The sequence below is a fragment of the Chryseobacterium proteolyticum genome (assembly GCF_046591535.1).
Classification (GTDB): Bacteria; Bacteroidota; Bacteroidia; order Flavobacteriales; family Weeksellaceae; genus Chryseobacterium; species Chryseobacterium proteolyticum.
Window position 1 is genome coordinate 821,764 of sequence record NZ_JBJLWK010000003.1, and the last position, 17,224, is coordinate 838,987.

A 17,224-nucleotide genomic window follows, 5' to 3' on the forward strand; every position below is an offset into this window, starting at 1 on the left:
TTTATCAGCTTGCTTTAAAAATTGATCAATCTTTGTAATAAGAAAAGTACTGTTATATTCCTTATCCCAATCAAGGTGTCCGCCATTAAATTCAAAAGATTCGTGAAAAATATTATTCTTATTTAAAACAGAATCAAGAATTTTTTTTTTGAGATACGGGAATAACCTGATCATTCTTTCCGTAATAAGATAAAGTAGGAGCTGAGGTCATTGTAATCCAATTAACGGGGCTCGCAAACTGTACTGTTGAGATACCAGAAGGGATCACTTTTGTATCAATCAGATGCTTTTCAACAAATGAGTAATCAAAATACCCTTTAAAACCTGCATCTGCCAGGTCTGTAGGGCCTACAATGTTAATAACTGCTTTTATCCTCTTGTTTTTATTAAATTTATAAGCATATATCATTGATAAATGAGCTCCTGCACTATTTCCAAGAAGAATAAAACGTGGTTTGTATTTAAGTGTTTTTTCCAAATGGGATAAAACACTATCAATATCATTGGTTTGATTCGGAATTCCAAACTGTGAAACTGAAGCTAATCTGTAGTTCATATTAACGAAAATGGAATTCTGGAACTTTTGCATCAGGGATAGAGTAAAGAATGTTAATTGAGATTTATTTCCACTACGCCAGCCTCCACCATGTATAATTAAAAAGACATCAGTTTTTGAATTGTAATGAGGTGGGAAATATAAATCCATTTTTTGGTCCGGACTCTCACCGTAGGAAATATTTTCCTCACTTTTAAAACATATCTTATTACCAAGACTGACTGTCTTCTTTTTGCAACTTATGCTACACAGGATTAATAATAAACTACAAAAGGATATCAGATTTTTCATATGCTCTAAGATAAAAAACTCACTGAGAAATCAGTGAGTTTGGCAAAAATAATTGATATGAAGAATGAATGTTTTTATCGGGTTCTGTTTTTAATATCATCTGAGGCGCTTTCAATATCCCTTACCTTTTTTATTTTTTGATTTCCGAAATTGTAAGTGATGCTTAAAGTCATTCCTCTTCTGTACTGATCGTTTCTGATGTAATTGTAATTTCCGTTTGGCTGATAATCTTCTATTTCTACGATATTGGTTCTTAGAACATCATTCACATTAAGAGCAAAGGTCCAGTCGTTCCAGTTTTTCTTTATACTTAAATCAAGACTCATCAGGTTTTTCAGCATTCCAAGCTCTATTTGTTGTTTGTCAATAAAGAAATAATTAACTCCTAAAAACCAGGTTTTTTTCTTATCTAGACGAATGGTGTTATTACTTGTGATTACAATGCTTGTCGATTTTACAGTATTAGTATAAACCAATGGCTTTCCGTCCTTATCAACAAAAGTGTCTCCTGTAGTTGGATCTTCAGCCAAAGAACCATTGTTGATATTGTGCTGAACACCGGCATTAAAATTCAGGGTCAAGTATTGTTTAAAGAAATTTTTCTGAATTCCTACCATGGCAGACATTTCCTGCTTGTCTCCAAAATTTGTTCTGATGTAACGCAGTACATTTTGAGTGCCTATTTTTCCATCCGCAGATTTTATAAAGCCTTGTAAAGGAACCTGTGTGATCTGATCTTTAAAATAAGAGTGGTTTAAAATCAGGAAATAAGAGTTTTTATACATGTAGGTCAATTCCTGATTGTATGTTGATGAAGCTTTTACAAAGGGATTGTTTTGTGTGTAGTTAAACTCTGTAATGTAATTTCTTATCGGGTTTAATTCCCAGAAGCTTGGTCTTCTCATTCTGCTTGAAAATGAATAGGAAATATTATTCTTATCATTGATAGCATAATTGAAGCTGAGGTACGGCAGGAAATTATTATAATTTCTCTCAATTCTCTGATGTTTTTGGCTTTCAATTATATTGGTAGGACTATCCGCTGTTCCCAGGCTGTTTGTAATTTCATATCGGGCACCCACCTTTCCTGAAAATTTATCTGAAAACTTTTTTTTCAAGAGTGAGATACACTCCATAGATATTTTCATCATATATAAAATGGTTGAAATCCGGTGCTGGCTGTGGATTATTGTTATAATTACCATCCTTATCTATAAACTGATATGTAAAGTTCTTTGTATCATTATCAGTTTTGGTTTTATTGAAATTTCCACCTAAAGAGAGGGTAAAGTCGTTCTTAAATTTCTGAATATAATCTACTGTACCTGAAAAATTCTTAATGACCTGCGGAGTATTTTGTGTGATTGTTTTTCCTGGTCTGGAATAACCGTTACCATTTTCATCCGGAATCATGGTGTTATTTTTTGAAAACTGAAACCTTTTGTAAATAAGATATGCAGCATTTGCATTAAATTTACTTCCAAGGGAGTCCAGTTTTAGCTCATAGTTTAAATTCACAGAGTTATTGTAGTTTCTGGAATCTTCTCTGTTTTTAGTCCATGTATGCGTTGTTTCTACCACACCCAACGAGTTTGGCTGCGTTAAGGTATTAAATAAATCGATCGTGGAGTTGTAACTTCTGTTAGCCCAGGAATTCCATGATAATGCCAGATTACTTTTTTCGGTCAGTTGATAATCAATATTCAGATAGCCACCAATATTTTTATTTGGATCATCAATATCTCCTACCGATTCATTTTTTAGCTGATCTGTACCATTTCGCAGAATATAAGATTGAGGTTGAATATTTTCTCCCCCGTTGAGATTAGCACTGATTCCTAATTTATCTTTTCTGTAATTAGCAGAAAAACTGGCTGAACTTGCATTGTATTTATTTTGGCTATTGGACATTCTCATATTCCCATTCAATCCGTCGCTCATTTTTTTCTTTAAAACGATATTGATGATTCCATCAGAGGATTCCACCTGGTATTCACTTCCGGGAACTGTAATGACTTCAATTTTCTGGATATTTTCTGCAGGAGTATTTTTAAGGAACTGCACCAGAGACTCAGAGTCCATATTGGTTTTTCGTCCGTTGATATAGATCAGTACATTATTCTTTCCTGCTATTTTTAATGTTTTATCATCTGTAGTTGATAGCAGTGGTGTTTGCTTCAAAAGATCAAATGTTGTATTTCCTTTAGCAACTGGTGAAGCAGCTACATCATATACAAAGCGGTCGCTCTGCTTTTTAAAAATCTGTTTTGTTAGAGTAACTCCTTCGATATTTTTGGTTTTTACCGAATCTGATTTTTTTTCCTGGGCGAGTGCTAATCCGCTGAAAAATAAGGCTGCGATGAGTAGTGGCGTTTTCATGAAATTTATTTTTTTGTGGTGCTTTGGACTCTTATGTATTTGATCTAAAGCTGTAATAGGTTAGTTAATTAAGTTCTTGATTTTACAGCATCATTTGCTGATTTTATTTCCCTTGCTTTTTGCAGTTTCTGGTTTCCGAAGTTATAAGTGACCCCGATATTCAATATTCTTGGATAACCAAAATTGGTCACATTATTATAGCTGCCATTAGGCTGGACACCATTGATTTTATTGAAGTTTTGGTTAAACACATCATATAATTCTGCTACAAAAGTCCAGTTACCCATGATCTTTTTGACACTCAGGTCAAGACTCTGTCTGATACCCATTTCTCCGATTTCCATTTTACTTTTGCTTGCAAAGAAATAATTGATTCCCAGGAACCAGTCTTTTTTGGCAGATAAGCGGATTGTATTATTAAACTGTGCTGAAAAATTGAAATTTTTCACATCAACGATATAAGGAGCAAGTACTTCTGTTTGTCCTGGTATTTGAACAGATGTCGGATCTTCACTTACTGTCCCTGAATACATTACATAAGCTAAATTAACAGAGTAATTGGTTGTCCAGATTTCTTTGATCCATGATTTATTCATTCCGAGAGTTAGACCCAGCTGTTTGTTATTTCCATAATTCGTTCTGATATATCTTAGGAATTTAGTCGTAACCATTTTAGGATTTCCATTTTCATCCAGAATGATCTGACCATTTTTGTCCTTTTCCGGTTTGGTGACTGTTCCTTGTAATGGCACCTGATTCGAAGCATCCTCTACATAGTTAAAGCTTAAATTTGCGTAAAATGCATTCTTAAACATATAGTTAATTTCCTGATTGTAATGTTTAGAAGCTAATACAAAAGGATTATTCTGAGTATAATTATCCGGTGTAAAGTAAGTTCTTGATGGATTCAGTTCCCAGAATCTTGGTCTTCTGATCCGGCTTGAGAAAGTGTAGCTTATGTTATTATCTGCATTAATTGCATAGTTGATATTAACATACGGCAACAGGTTGTTATAATTTCTGTCGAAGCTGGTTTTTCCCAGAATCTCTCCGCTGCTTTTAGTCATTTCATAACGGGTTCCTATTTTACCGGACAATTTTTCGTTTAATTTCTTTTCATAAGTGATGTATGCTCCTAAGATGTTTTCCTTATAAATAAAATAATTTGTTTGATCGTAGTCATTTACAAAACCATTAGCAGTATAAATATCCTGTCTTGTATCGTTATCTGTTTTCGTATTGTTATAGCTTACTCCCATCAACCATGAATCTCCAGATTTTGTTTTTTTTAAGGTAGTCGATATTAGCAGCATAATTATTGATGATTTGGGGAACCCATTGTTTAAACGCTCCATATTTGTTATCCTTGTCAGTTACAAATGGAAAGGTTTCGTTAATACTGTATTTATCCCTGTTGAACCACAAATATGAAATATTGGAAGTTAGTTTACTACCTAATGTATCCGTTTTTATTTCATAATTTAAATTGAAAGAATGGTTTCTTCTTTGTGCGTCTTCATCATTTACGGTTCTGTTTTTTAAAACTCCGTTCTGAATATTTGTGATATCTAAGATTGAGTTAAAGCTCTTATTATACCTCATATTATAAGTGAAGCTGAGGTTCTGTTTTTTATCGATTTCATAATCAATATTTACGCTTCCGCCAAAATTTTTGTTTGGATCATCATTAAATCCAAAAGATTCATTTTTAAATGTGGAATCTCCGTTTGACAACCTGTATTTTTCTCTTTCTGTCCAGCTTCCTGTATTGAAATTGGTGTTTACAGCAAATTTATTCTGTCTGAAATTAAAAGAAACTCCGGCTGAAGGATTGTTATAATAACTTTGTTCATTTTGCATTTTCAAAGTTCCATTATAACCATTATTCCTCTTCTTTTTCATCACAATATTGATAACTCCCTCGTTGGATTCAACCTGAAATTCACTGCCAGGGACTGTAATTACCTCAATTTTCTGAATATCCTCTGAAGGTGTATTTTTTAGCATTTCAATTAATGATTCAGAATCCATGTTGGTCTTTTTATTATTGATGTAGATAACAACCTCTGACTTTCCCATAATTTTTAATGATTTTCCGTCAATGCTGGAAATCATAGGAGTTTGTTTTAGCAGATTGAAAGAGTTGGTTCCTTTCGCAATAGGGGATGATGCAACATCATAAATAAAACGGTCGCTTTGTTTTCTAAAGACCTGTTTCTTTAAAGTTATACCCTCTATATTTTTAGTTTTTAAAGTATCAGATTTTTGTTGGGCAAAAATAAATCCGCTGAAAAATAAAGCTGAAATGAGAAGTGGCGTTTTCATGATTTTATTTTTAGTTTGTTAATAGCTTGTATTTGTTATTATTTAACATTACAAAGATATATAATAAATTTAGTATTATGCAATACAAAGTACTTAAAATATTTTTGACTTATTATTAACTTATTGATTTTCAGGATGTAAATTTTAAATTAAAAATTTTACAGATTAAGATGTTTCAATTATTTAGACAACTTAAGTTCTAAAGTTGTTACATCATAATCGGCAATTAGGAAAAATTAACATAAAAGAGACTTAAAAAAGTTTCTGTCTCAGTTATATTTCGATGTTGATTATTACTCAATTAAAAGTGATGTGATAGATATGTATAGGAATGCAATGTAGATAAATAAAAAAAAGGACTTATCAGTCCTTTTTAATATATTGTATATTCAGTGGAGAACCGATTTATTCTCTGTCGAAACGGGCTAATTTTTTATCTACCCATATTGTGGCAAATGGGAAAAATGCCGAGAGTAGGGCAAAAACAAAATCTTCGTCATCCCATTTGAATATTTTTCTCACCGGAAGACAAAGTAAAAGATATATAGTAAAAAAAAGACCATGAATGTTTCCGATGACAATAATAAAAATTGTGGGAAGCAATCCTTCGTTATCATATCTCTTCCAGATCATGGCAACCCCATAAAGTAAAAAACAGGAAACTGCTTCAGCTACACAGATTTGCTTGAACCATTTAATGATTTTTTCCTGGGGATATTTTGAGAAAAATTTTTCGATGAAATTCATTTATTTACTTATAAATTGAGAATTAAAAGTTAAGAGCTCCTCTTTACCTTCTAGATAGTTTTCAGTATCTGATTTCTACTCCGCAAAATTACTTATAAAAACTACTACCATCCAAATATTCAAAAACCTCAGGAGGGAGCATAGGACGCACATTTTTACCTTCCTTGATCATATGGCGAATTTCCGTTGCAGAAATTTCAATGACAGGGGCTTTGATAAAAGAAATATTTTCGTGTTGTACATACTCAGAATCTTTTTTCTCGCCTTCAAAAATTCGTGGATAAACAATAATATGGTGATTCTTTAATAAAGTTTCGGAATTTTTCCATTTATGGAGGCCCTCCAAATTGTCCTCTCCCATAATCAAGCTGAATGAATGATCAGGGTATTTTTCATTGAGATATGTCAGAGTGTCAATAGTATAACTTGGCCTGGGTAAAGAAAACTCCACATTGGAAGCCCTCATGTTCGGGTAATTTTTAATAGCTGCCTGCACCATATCCAGTCGATTATGATCTTTAAGCAATGATTTTTTATCCTTAAAAGGATTTTGAGGACTTACAACAAACCATAATTCTTCCATATTTGAATTTTCCAGAATATAATTCGCAAGAATAAGATGTCCAATATGTATAGGATTGAAAGATCCGAAGAATAAACCGATTTTTTTCATTTTCATTTGCAGGTGTATATGAGATGCAAAGTATAGTGTTAAAGTTGTAATTTATCCTTAGTCCCTAAACTTCACATCCTTTATATTCAGGTAGTGTGTTACATTTCCTTTCCAGTGATTTTCTTCCAGAGTAAATGCGAGATCGAAATGTTTATTTCTGAAGTCTTCAGAGAATTGCCCCAATTTAAAACCAACACATTCTATATTTCTACCGGTGGATTCCTGTTTAATATAAAATTTCACGTGATTATTATCTTTCCCCATTGTTTTTATATAACCGGATAATTTCTGGTTTCTTAAAGTGAGGATGGGTTTCATATTATGTGGACCAAAGGGAGCAAGCTTTCTATGGAAATTTATAAACTCGCGGTTGATATCATCAATTTCTATTTCAGAATCTATAATGATCGATGATTCTTTCTGGTGTTCCTGAATTTTTTCAGCGACCACCTTTTCGAATTTTTCCTTAAAGGCCTCGAATTTTGATTTTTCCATTGAAAGTCCAGCCGCAGCATGATGTCCTCCAAATTTCAAAAAGTACTCTGAGCACATATCCAACGCCTCATGAACATCGAAATCAGAAACTGATCTTGCGGAAGCAACCATTTCTCCGTTGTTACCATCTGTAAAAACCAAAGTGGGTTTATAATAAGTCTCAATGAGTCTGGATGCTACGATTCCGATAACACCTTTATTCCACTCAGGGTGGTAAACAATCGTTGTCAGATTGGTTTCCTGTTGCGATTCAATGATTTGATTAAGTGCCGAAAGCGTCGAGTTCATATCGAGTTCCCGTCTTTCATCATTCAGTCCCATAATGTCACTTACAATCTGATGCGCATGTTTCAGATTATCTGAAACCATAAGCTCTACAGCTGCTTTTCCATGAGAAATTCTACCGGCAGCATTGATCTTTGGAGCAATTTCAAAAACAATGTTTGAAATTTCAAAATGGGAAAGTTTATCTTCGGGAATTAAGAGTCTTAATCCTAAATTTCTTGTTTTTCGAAGGGTTTTTAAACCCATTTTGGCCAGAACCCTGTTTTCTCCGGTCATTGAGACAATATCTGCAGCAATAGAAATTGCAAGCAAATCGGTTAATTCAAACAGCTCCGAATCCGGTATTTTGTAGATTGTATTTAGACCTTGGCATAATTTAAAGCCAACTCCGCACCCTGAAAGCTCTTTGAAAGGATATCTGCAATCACTTCTTTTAGGATCTAATACGGCAACTGCATTAGGAATTTCTTCTCCTGGTAAGTGGTGGTCACAAATAATAAAATCAACGCCTAAATTCTGCGCATAATTAATCATATCAATTGCTTTGATCCCACAATCCAGAGCTATAATCAAAGAAAATCCATTCTCCTTTGCAAAATCTATCCCTTCTGTTGAAATACCGTATCCCTCAGAGTTTCTGTCCGGAATATAATAATCAAGATATTTTTTCTGAACTATTTTGCTGAGGTATAAATACATCAGCGCAACAGCAGTTGTTCCGTCTACATCATAATCTCCATAAACCAATATTTTTTCACCATTCTCGATAGCTGTTGCAATACGCTCTACAGCCTTTTGCATATCAGCCATTAAAAACGGACTATGTATATCAGTGAGATTGGGCTTAAAAAATTCTCTTGCCTTTTGATAATTGTCAATTCCTCTAAGAACGAGAAGTTTAGATTCAAAAGTTCCGAAACCAAGTGACGAACTTAATCTGTCTACAACTTCCTCATCGGGTTCAGGTCTGTAAATCCATTTTTGACTCATTTCACAAAAATAGGGAAAATATATTTTAAAAAGGAATGATGAACTGTTAATATAATAATATAAAACAAAGATTTTAAGTGACGTTAAAGACCTTTCAATTCTGATTTGTTATTAATATTTATCGAGTCGCTTTTTAGATGTTCAATAGGTTATTTGGAAAAGTTTTAGAGAAAAGTTAACATTTTTTTTTGATTTTGTAAATCCAAAGATAATTGATTGTCGTAAATGATATTAAATAACTAAACACTTTAAAAATTAATATTATGAAAAAGACGATTAATGTTTCTAGCCAGGGCGCCACACTGGATACCGGTAGAAGAAATTTCTTAAAACTCGGCGGCATTGGACTTGCCATGGCAGGTCTTGCATTAGTAGGCTGTGATGATAATGATGATTTTCAAATGACAGACGACCAGGTATTCGACCTTGGTAAAGGCGATGTCGGGGTATTGAATTATGCTTATGCTCTTGAGCAGCTCGAAGCAGATTTCTATACTAAAGTTGTTAACAGTTTTTATTCAGGTATTTCAACCATTGAAAAAGAATTATTTACTGACCTCTATCATCACGAATTAATCCATCGGGATTTCTTTAAAGCTGCAATATCAGGAGTTACTGCTAATGTACTGCCAAAGCTTGAATTTCAATATCCGGGTGTGAATTTTAATAACAGAAGTTCAGTATTAGCTACTGCTAAGGCTTTGGAAGATACAGGTGTTGCTGCGTATAATGCAGCAGGAAAGTATATTACGGATCCTAATTATTTAGTAATTGCAGGGAAAATAGTTTCTGTGGAAGCAAGACATGCTTCTGCGATCAGAAATCTTATAAATCCCGGATCTGCTGATTTTTCAGGGGATGATGTGATTGATGCCAATGGATTGGATGTGGCAAAAGAGCCAAAAGATGTTGTAATGGCTGCAGGAGGATTTATAAAGACACCTTTTACCTGGAAAGAAAGAGGCATTAACTAAATTATTTACTTTTAAAAACGTACTATTATGAACATTCTTAAATTACTAGATAGATTTTCTGATGATAAATTCTTTACAACAGAAGCATCAAGATTAGAGACCATTACAAATCTTTCAGCATTTGGAAAAAAAGCAGCTATTGCTTCGGTTCCTCTGGGCTTAGGAGTCGCAATGTCAACTCCGGCGAAAGCTGAAAACCGAAATACAACACCAGTTACAGGAAGCTTTTTAAAAAGTACTTTAACCGATGCGTTACAACTGGCCCTGACGCTGGAATACTTAGAAAATGAATATTACAGTATTGGACTATCTACAGCAAGTTTAATTCCTAATGCTGACCGTACTGTTTTTATGCAAATCTCTAAACATGAGTCTGCACATGTTGGTTTCTTGAAAAGTACATTGACCTCTTTGGGAGTTACACCCGCATCGAAACCTACTTTTGACTTTACGGCGGGAGGTAATTTTGCTCCGTTTACAGATTATAATCAGTTTCTTGTTCTGGCGCAAGCCTTTGAAGATACGGGCGTTAGAGCCTATAAGGGACAGGCAGGAAATGTAATGTCTAATAAAGTAGTATTACAGGCTGCTTTACAAATTCACTCTGTAGAAGCCAGACATGCTTCGCAAGTAAGAAGGATGAGAGGAAATAAAGGCTGGATTGAACTGGCCAACGGAGGAAACATGCCGTCTGCGACAAACCCTGTGTACGCGGGTGAGGATAATACAAATCAAGCCGGATACAATACTTCAACTGCATTTGGAGCTGCAGCAGGTTCTGCTGCTTACGATGAAATTTTAAGTGGTAGTGATGCAACAGCAATTGCATCTTTATTTATTGTGTAGGTGATTTCTTAATATTAGGTGTGGATCCTTTTCTGAAATTTTTCAGAAAAGGATTTTTTTGTTGAAAAAAATCATATATTCGCCGGCCAAAAGGAAAATAAAATTAATATGAAAAGAATTGTTTTAAGCGTATGCTTACTGGGAGCTGTTCACGCATTTCAGGGACAAAAAATTAGTTTAGGAAAAATTACAGATGTTGCTTCTAAAGGAGCGAAGGCGCTCACTTTTACCAATGAAGATGCTGTAAAGTTATCTAAAGAATCTGTAGAATGGATGGATAAAAATAATCCTGTAGCCGGCCCTAAAGACCCATACACCATCAGACTGAATAAACTTTTCGGTAAACATAAATCACAAGATGGTCTTAATCTTAATTACAAAGTGTATAAAGTAAAAGACATTAATGCTTTTGCCTGTGCAGACGGAAGCGTTCGCGTGTTTTCCTCATTAATGGATATAATGACAGATGATGAACTGCTGGCGGTAATCGGACATGAAATCGGTCATGTTAAAAATCAGGATACTAAAGACGCTATTAAATCGGCTTATTTAAAGGCTGCGGCATTAGATGCTGCATCTTCAGCATCCTCTGCGGTAGCTACATTAAATGACAGCCAGATAGGGAAGATGGCTAATGCATTTATGGATGCTTCACACAGTAAAAAACAGGAATCTGAAGCAGATGTATACTCATACGATTTTATGAGAACGAATAAGTATAATGTCGTAGCAGAATATACAGCATTTAAAAAGTTGGCTTTGCTTTCCGAAGGAAGTACACAATCCGGTTTTCAAAAAATGTTTAATTCCCATCCAGATAGTGAAAAGCGCGCTCAGAATATTAAGAAAAGAGCAGAAAAGGATGGTCTATGGAAAGATCCTGGAACTGTCACGTTACCAACAACTAAACTTACTAAATAGTAAATACCTGAAAATAAAAAATCCTCAATTTATTTGAGGATTTTTTATTTATTTTCAATTTGTCTTGATCAATTAAGAATACATTTTTTCTCTTAATTCTTTTACTTTTTTATCCGCAAGATAATCATCATAACTCATCTCTCTATCGATAATTCCGTTAGGAGTTAATTCAATGATTCTGTTACAGACTGTTTGAAGCATTTCGTGGTCATGAGACGCCAGTAAAAGATTTCCTTTGAAATTAGATAAAGAGTTGTTCAATGTTGTAATACTTTCCAGGTCTAAGTGGTTGGTAGGCTCATCTAACAATAGAATATTGGCTTTCTGAAGCATCATTCTACTGAACATACATCTCATTTTCTCACCTCCTGAAAGCACTTTACAAGATTTCAAAGCTTCGTCACCGGAGAATAGCATTCTTCCAAGGAATCCTCTTACAAATTCCTCATGGCGTTCCTCATCATTTTTAGTGAACTGTCTTAACCAGTCAACTAAGTTGATGTCTTCCTGGAAAAAGTCAGTATTATCGAGAGGCATATAAGATTGAGAAGTAGTAATTCCCCAATTGAATGTTCCTTTGTCTGGTTGTGATTCCCCAGCCAATACCTGGAAAAACTCAGTTATAGCCAATGAATTTTTTGAAAGAACTGCAACTTTATCTCCTTTTTTAAGGTTTAAGTTAATATCAGAAAAAAGAAGTTCCCCATCTTTAGATTTTTCAAGTCCTTTTACTTCAAGAATCTGATCTCCGGCTTCTCGTTCCATTTCAAAAATAATTGCAGGATATCTTCTGGAAGAAGGTTTGATATCATCAATATTCAGTTTGTCGATCATTTTCTTTCTTGCTGTAGCTTGTTTTGCTTTTGCTACGTTTGAACTGAATCTTGCGATGAAATCCTGAAGTTCCTTCTTCTTTTCTTCTGCTTTTTTATTTGCCTGGGCTCTCTGTCTTGTTGCCAACTGAGACGCCTGATACCAGAAAGAATAGTTACCGGTATAAAGATTAAGTTTTGCATAGTCTAAATCTCCGATGTGCGTACATACGGTGTCTAAGAAGTGACGGTCGTGAGAAACAACAATAACGGTGTTTTCATAATCAGCCAGGAAATTTTCAAGCCATGCGATAGTGTCGATGTCAAGGTCATTGGTAGGCTCATCCAGGATTAAAACATCAGGATTTCCAAATAATGCCTGAGCTAAAAGAACTTTTACTTTGTCTTTGTTTTCTAGCTCACTCATCATCTGCCAATGCATATCATCCTTGATTCCTACGTTAGAAAGCATTGTTTGCGCATCAGATTCTGAATTCCATCCTCCCATTTCATCATAGATAACACCAAGCTCTCCAGCTTTGATACCATCTTCATCAGAGAAATCTTCTTTTGCGTATAACGCATCCATTTCCGCTTTTATCTCGAATAACTTTTTGTTACCTCTTAATACTGTTTCAAGGACATTATATTGATCGTATGCAAAGTGATCCTGCTCTAAAACAGACATTCTTTTTCCAGGCTCTAATGATACACTTCCTGTGGTTGGGTCTTGTTTTCCGGTTAGTATTTTAAGGAATGTTGATTTTCCTGCACCATTAGCTCCGATAATCCCATAACAATTTCCTTTAGTAAACATAATGTTTACCTCGTCAAAAAGAACTCTTTTCCCGAATTGTAAAGATAAGTTAGATACTGTTAACATATAGTTTTGTAAATTTGGCGCAAAAATACGAAAAGAATTTGGGTAATTTATAATAATGTAATAGTCAAGTTTTTAAATGAAAGGTATTTTTGTATATTTCATAAAGAAATTTTAATATAATGAAGATCGAGAAAACAGTTAACATATTAAACAGAAGAGCCCGTTTTGAATACGAAATCATTGAAGAAATTGAAGCTGGAATGGTTTTAACAGGCACAGAAATAAAATCTTTACGTTCTTCAAAAGCATCCATTGCAGAATCCTTCTGTCAGTTTATTGATGGGGAATTGTACATCATTAACATGATGATTGATGAGTACAAATTAGGCACTTTTTACAATCATAAAACAAAAAGGGAACGGAAATTGCTCTTGCACAAAAAAGAATTACAAAAATTCGAGAAAAAGTTAAAAGATGCAGGGAACACAATTATACCTTTGAAGTTATATATTACGGATAAGGGAAAAGCTAAGGTCTTAATAGCCCTTGCAAGAGGGAAAAAGCTTTTTGATAAAAGGGAAGCGATAAAAGATAGAGAAAATAAACGAACCCTGGATAGAATATTAAAGAAAAGTTAAAAATCATTCAAAAAACTTTGTATATAAAGAAAAATTATATTTATTTTGCAATATCAATTATTTAATCATTTAATTCTATGAAAAATCTAAAATTAGGAATTTCAGCATTGGCACTTACTGTTGCTTCTACTGTATTCGCACAGACTACCAACAATCCGTGGATGATCGGAGTTGGTGCTCATGCGGAAAATCATACAGCTCAGAGAAACAACTTCAGTAATACTTTTGCTGCAAGAAATTTAACAAAGACTTTGTTCAATATGAACAACTTCTCTATTACGCCTCCATTATCTAAACTTACTGTAGCAAGAAATATCGGTAAAGGTTTAGTAATCGACTGGCAGACTTCAGTAGGGAACGTTGACAATAAGAGATTCAACAGCGGGAAAGAATTTTTCCTAATGACTGGTCTTGGTTTCCAAGCTAAGGCAGCGGGTCTTTTATGGAACGAGGAGTCTTGGTTTGATCCATACTTAAGAGTAGGTGCGAACTATTTAAGACATGATTATACTGCATTAACTTTCCCAAGAACTGACGCTAACGGTTATGTTATCAGTAACGGGGATAACGGTAATGAAAACGGTAAAGCTAACTTCTTTACAGTTTCTACTGGTGCTGGTATCAACTTCTGGGTAACTAAAAACTTCGGTTTAGGTGTTCAAGGAGATTATGTTTCAACTCCAGGTGATAAATCTACAGTTGCAAACTTCTGGCAAGCTTCTGCATCTTTGAACTTTAGATTTGGTAACAGAGATAGAGATAAAGATGGTATCTTAGATAAAGACGATCTTTGTCCTGATACTCCAGGTTTACCAGAATTCCAAGGATGTCCTGATACTGACGGTGATGGAGTTCCAGATAAAGACGATCAATGTCCAGATGTAGCAGGACCAGTTGAAAACAACGGTTGTCCTTGGCCAGATACAGATGGTGACGGTGTTATCGACAAAGATGATGCTTGTCCTACAGTAGCAGGTCCAGCTGAAAACAACGGTTGTCCTTGGCCAGATACAGATGGTGACGGTATCCTTGATAAAGATGATGCTTGTCCTACAGTTCCTGGATTACCAGAATACAACGGATGTCCTAAGCCTAAAAAACAAACTGCAACTGAAGTAGAAAACGAATTCAGAAATGTTTATTTCGATTTCAACAAGTCTTCAATCAAAGCTGAGTCTAAGCCAGCGTTAGATAGAGCAGCTGATATCATTAAGAAAGATGGAGGTCACTATCTATTAGAAGGAAGAACAGATGCTAAAGGTTCTGAAGTTTACAACTTGAAATTATCTAGAGAAAGAGCTGCTTCTGTAGTTGCTGCTTTAGATGCAAGAGGAGTAGATGCTAACGCACTTAAATCTGTAGGTGTTGGTAAAGCTAAAGCTACAGTTCCTGCAACAGCTTCTGATGCTGAAAGACAAGCTGATAGAAAAGTAGTTGTAACTGCTATCGAAGATGATGCTCAATGGAATTCAATCGCTAAGAAAGATTACGCTGATGCACCTGCTAAGAAAGCAGTAGCTAAGAAAAAATCTACAGCTAAGAAAAAAGCTCCAGCTAAAAAAGCTGCTGCTAAAAAGAAAAAATAATTAATTTTTCTAAATAATTAATACCTCCAAATTTTTTGGAGGTATTTTTTTTTTCGTTCACTTTTAAGTAATTTTGTTCAAAATTTAAAAATAAAAATGGGAAGAGCGTTTGAATATAGAAAAGCTTCGAAAATGGCGCGTTGGGATAAAATGGCCAAGACTTTCTCTAAAATTGGTAAAGATATAGCGTTAGCAGTAAAAGCAGGTGGAGCAGACCCGGAATCAAATCCGGCGTTAAGAAGATGCATCCAGAATGCCAAAGGTGCAAATATGCCGAAAGATAACGTGGAAAGAGCAATCAAAAAGGCAAGTGGAGCTGATGCTGAAAACTATGAAGAGGTAACATACGAAGGGTATGGACAAGGAGGAGTTGCTTTCTTTGTAGAATGTACTACAAATAATACGACAAGAACGGTAGCGAATGTAAGAGCTGTCTTTAATAAATTTGATGGTAACCTGGGGAAAAACGGGGAACTGGCCTTTATCTTCGATAGAAAAGGGATCTTTTACATCGATCCGAGCCAGGTAAAAATGGATTGGGATGAATTTGAAATGGAGATGATTGATGGTGGTGCAGAAGATATTGATAAAGATGATGAAGAAATAATGATTACTACTGCATTTGAAGATTTCGGTTCTTTATCTCATAAATTAGATGAACTAAAAATTGAAGTTAAAAGCGCAGAGCTTCAAAGAATTCCAAACAATACAAAAGAAGTTACTGAAGAGCAGTTTAAAGCCAATATGAAAATGCTTGATCGCTTTGAGGAAGATGATGATGTACAAAATGTTTATCATAACATGGAAATTACAGAGGAGCTCATGAACTCTTTGTAAAAAAATAATATAACATTCATATACAGTTAACTTTCAATTAGTTTCTTTGCATAAAACTATGAAAAGAAACGTTGAATTAGTTGTTATTTCGGATGTTCATTTGGGAACTTATGGATGTAAGGCTAAAGAATTGTTAAGATATCTGAATTCTATTCAACCGAAAATTCTGGTTTTGAATGGTGATATCATTGACATCTGGCAATTCAAAAAGTCTTACTTCCCTAAACCTCATTTGAAGGTAATTAAAAAGATTCTCTCATTTGCAACAAAAAATACCAAGGTATATTACATTACCGGAAATCATGACGAGATGTTCCGAAAGTTTACCGATTTCGAATTAGGTAAACTTAAGGTCTGCAACAAAATCTGTCTTGATATTGATAAAAAGAAAACATGGATCTTTCATGGTGATGTATTTGATGCATCTGTTCAACATTCTAAATGGATCGCAAAACTAGGCGGAAAAGGATATGATTTGCTAATCATGATCAATAACGTCGTTAATTGGATCCTGGAAAAAATGGGTAGGGAAAAATACTCATTCTCCAAAAAAAATCAAAAATAACGTAAAAAAGGCGGTAAAGTATATTGGTGACTTTGAACTTACGGCTTCTGAACTTGCAATAGATAATCATTACGACTTTGTCATATGTGGTCACATCCATCAGCCTCAAATTCGTAAGGTTACCAATAAAAAAGGCGCTTGCACTTATCTTAATTCCGGAGACTGGATAGAGAACTTATCAGCTTTGGAGTATCATGATAAAGAATGGAAGATCTTTTACTATGATGAGCATAAACACTTGCTGCAGGACGATGAAACAGATGAAATTCAGGATCTTGATACCAACGAACTTCTTAAAATTGTAACTAACTTTTCTGAATGAAAATCTTATATGCGTTTCAAGGCACAGGTAACGGACATGTTGCAAGGGCTCAGGAGATCATTCCTATATTAAAAAAAATATGCTTCGGTTGATACTTTAATCAGTGGTCATCAATCGCAATTAAAGGCTGATTTTGACATTAACTTTCAATATAAAGGG

Annotated in this window: 15 protein-coding genes and 1 pseudogene; 7 read left to right on the forward strand and 9 right to left on the reverse strand. The window is 34.5% G+C overall.

Annotated elements, in window-relative coordinates; translation table 11 throughout:
• Nucleotides 1-133: 133 nt before the first annotated feature.
• The 8 genes from ACJ5H0_RS14860 to recJ form a co-directional block, all read right to left on the reverse strand.
• A complete protein-coding gene (locus tag ACJ5H0_RS14860) occupies nucleotides 134-706 on the reverse strand; it encodes an alpha/beta hydrolase fold domain-containing protein (protein WP_411250059.1) in 573 nt (190 codons plus the stop codon).
• A gap of 215 nt (nucleotides 707-921) precedes the next feature.
• Entirely contained in the window at nucleotides 922-1,965 is a 1,044-nt protein-coding gene (locus ACJ5H0_RS14865) for an outer membrane beta-barrel family protein (protein ID WP_411250060.1), read from the reverse strand.
• Nucleotides 1,943-3,226 carry a TonB-dependent receptor plug domain-containing protein gene (locus ACJ5H0_RS14870; protein ID WP_411250061.1) on the reverse strand — a complete coding sequence of 428 codons (1,284 nt, stop codon included), beginning with the start codon at nucleotides 3,224-3,226 and terminating at the stop codon, nucleotides 1,943-1,945. The genes ACJ5H0_RS14865 and ACJ5H0_RS14870 overlap by 23 nt, the downstream gene beginning before the upstream one ends.
• Before the next feature lie 68 nt (nucleotides 3,227-3,294).
• Nucleotides 3,295-4,539 (reverse strand): outer membrane beta-barrel family protein, encoded by a 1,245-nt coding sequence (locus ACJ5H0_RS14875; RefSeq protein ID WP_411250062.1) that lies wholly within the window; start codon nucleotides 4,537-4,539, stop codon nucleotides 3,295-3,297.
• Nucleotides 4,469-5,551, reverse strand: coding sequence for a TonB-dependent receptor (locus ACJ5H0_RS14880; RefSeq protein ID WP_411250063.1), 1,083 nt, complete (start codon nucleotides 5,549-5,551; stop codon nucleotides 4,469-4,471). The genes ACJ5H0_RS14875 and ACJ5H0_RS14880 overlap by 71 nt, the downstream gene beginning before the upstream one ends.
• A gap of 405 nt (nucleotides 5,552-5,956) precedes the next feature.
• On the reverse strand, nucleotides 5,957-6,298 hold the full coding sequence (locus tag ACJ5H0_RS14885; RefSeq protein WP_411250064.1) for a DUF3817 domain-containing protein: 342 nt from the start codon (nucleotides 6,296-6,298) through the stop codon (nucleotides 5,957-5,959).
• Between the two features lie 88 nt (nucleotides 6,299-6,386).
• Entirely contained in the window at nucleotides 6,387-6,971 is a 585-nt protein-coding gene (gene nadD, locus ACJ5H0_RS14890; RefSeq protein WP_273651076.1) for a nicotinate (nicotinamide) nucleotide adenylyltransferase, read from the reverse strand.
• Nucleotides 6,972-7,028: 57 nt separating this feature from the next.
• Complete coding sequence (gene recJ, locus ACJ5H0_RS14895) at nucleotides 7,029-8,741, reverse strand: single-stranded-DNA-specific exonuclease RecJ (RefSeq protein WP_172284456.1); 1,713 nt, start codon at nucleotides 8,739-8,741, stop codon at nucleotides 7,029-7,031.
• A gap of 263 nt (nucleotides 8,742-9,004) precedes the next feature.
• Between recJ and ACJ5H0_RS14900 the strand changes: the two genes are divergently transcribed.
• From ACJ5H0_RS14900 to ACJ5H0_RS14910, 3 genes are all read left to right on the forward strand, one after another.
• Nucleotides 9,005-9,715, forward strand: coding sequence for a ferritin-like domain-containing protein (locus tag ACJ5H0_RS14900; protein ID WP_172284454.1), 711 nt, complete (start codon nucleotides 9,005-9,007; stop codon nucleotides 9,713-9,715).
• A 27-nt stretch (nucleotides 9,716-9,742) separates the two neighbouring features.
• On the forward strand, nucleotides 9,743-10,561 hold the full coding sequence (locus tag ACJ5H0_RS14905; protein ID WP_411250065.1) for a ferritin-like domain-containing protein: 819 nt from the start codon (nucleotides 9,743-9,745) through the stop codon (nucleotides 10,559-10,561).
• 108 nt (nucleotides 10,562-10,669) lie between these two features.
• Entirely contained in the window at nucleotides 10,670-11,482 is an 813-nt protein-coding gene (locus ACJ5H0_RS14910) for a M48 family metallopeptidase (protein WP_411250066.1), read from the forward strand.
• A gap of 72 nt (nucleotides 11,483-11,554) precedes the next feature.
• On the opposite strand, the gene ACJ5H0_RS14915 is transcribed toward ACJ5H0_RS14910, so the two are convergent.
• Nucleotides 11,555-13,177: an ABC-F family ATP-binding cassette domain-containing protein gene (locus tag ACJ5H0_RS14915; protein WP_172284448.1), complete on the reverse strand. Its 1,623-nt coding sequence runs from the start codon at nucleotides 13,175-13,177 to the stop codon at nucleotides 11,555-11,557.
• 119 nt (nucleotides 13,178-13,296) lie between these two features.
• On the opposite strand from ACJ5H0_RS14915, the gene smpB reads away from it, so the two are divergent.
• From smpB to ACJ5H0_RS14935, 4 genes and pseudogenes are all read left to right on the forward strand, one after another.
• Nucleotides 13,297-13,755 carry an SsrA-binding protein SmpB gene (gene smpB, locus ACJ5H0_RS14920; protein WP_172284446.1) on the forward strand — a complete coding sequence of 153 codons (459 nt, stop codon included), beginning with the start codon at nucleotides 13,297-13,299 and terminating at the stop codon, nucleotides 13,753-13,755.
• Between the two features lie 77 nt (nucleotides 13,756-13,832).
• Nucleotides 13,833-15,341, forward strand: a complete 1,509-nt coding sequence (locus ACJ5H0_RS14925) for an OmpA family protein (RefSeq protein ID WP_172284436.1) — start codon at nucleotides 13,833-13,835, stop codon at nucleotides 15,339-15,341.
• A gap of 96 nt (nucleotides 15,342-15,437) precedes the next feature.
• Nucleotides 15,438-16,178, forward strand: a complete 741-nt coding sequence (locus ACJ5H0_RS14930) for a YebC/PmpR family DNA-binding transcriptional regulator (protein ID WP_172284435.1) — start codon at nucleotides 15,438-15,440, stop codon at nucleotides 16,176-16,178.
• Between the two features lie 58 nt (nucleotides 16,179-16,236).
• Nucleotides 16,237-17,065: pseudogene (locus ACJ5H0_RS14935) on the forward strand (UDP-2,3-diacylglucosamine diphosphatase).
• Nucleotides 17,066-17,224: the final 159 nt, after the last annotated feature.

What these genes read in the sequence shown, in the direction of transcription:
- smpB (WP_172284446.1), top strand. Translation starts at nt 13,297, where the DNA reads ATGAAGATCGAGAAAACAGTTAACATATTAAACAGAAGAGCCCGTTTT.
- nadD (WP_273651076.1), bottom strand. Translation starts at nt 6,971, where the DNA reads ATGAAAAAAATCGGTTTATTCTTCGGATCTTTCAATCCTATACATATT.
- recJ (WP_172284456.1), bottom strand. Translation starts at nt 8,741, where the DNA reads ATGAGTCAAAAATGGATTTACAGACCTGAACCCGATGAGGAAGTTGTA.
- ACJ5H0_RS14885 (WP_411250064.1), bottom strand. Translation starts at nt 6,298, where the DNA reads ATGAATTTCATCGAAAAATTTTTCTCAAAATATCCCCAGGAAAAAATC.
- ACJ5H0_RS14880 (WP_411250063.1), bottom strand. Translation starts at nt 5,551, where the DNA reads ATGAAAACGCCACTTCTCATTTCAGCTTTATTTTTCAGCGGATTTATT.
- ACJ5H0_RS14910 (WP_411250066.1), top strand. Translation starts at nt 10,670, where the DNA reads ATGAAAAGAATTGTTTTAAGCGTATGCTTACTGGGAGCTGTTCACGCA.
- ACJ5H0_RS14870 (WP_411250061.1), bottom strand. Translation starts at nt 3,226, where the DNA reads ATGAAAACGCCACTACTCATCGCAGCCTTATTTTTCAGCGGATTAGCA.
- ACJ5H0_RS14905 (WP_411250065.1), top strand. Translation starts at nt 9,743, where the DNA reads ATGAACATTCTTAAATTACTAGATAGATTTTCTGATGATAAATTCTTT.
- ACJ5H0_RS14930 (WP_172284435.1), top strand. Translation starts at nt 15,438, where the DNA reads ATGGGAAGAGCGTTTGAATATAGAAAAGCTTCGAAAATGGCGCGTTGG.
- ACJ5H0_RS14860 (WP_411250059.1), bottom strand. Translation starts at nt 706, where the DNA reads ATGGATTTATATTTCCCACCTCATTACAATTCAAAAACTGATGTCTTT.
- ACJ5H0_RS14875 (WP_411250062.1), bottom strand. Translation starts at nt 4,539, where the DNA reads ATGCTGCTAATATCGACTACCTTAAAAAAAACAAAATCTGGAGATTCA.
- ACJ5H0_RS14925 (WP_172284436.1), top strand. Translation starts at nt 13,833, where the DNA reads ATGAAAAATCTAAAATTAGGAATTTCAGCATTGGCACTTACTGTTGCT.
- ACJ5H0_RS14900 (WP_172284454.1), top strand. Translation starts at nt 9,005, where the DNA reads ATGAAAAAGACGATTAATGTTTCTAGCCAGGGCGCCACACTGGATACC.
- ACJ5H0_RS14915 (WP_172284448.1), bottom strand. Translation starts at nt 13,177, where the DNA reads ATGTTAACAGTATCTAACTTATCTTTACAATTCGGGAAAAGAGTTCTT.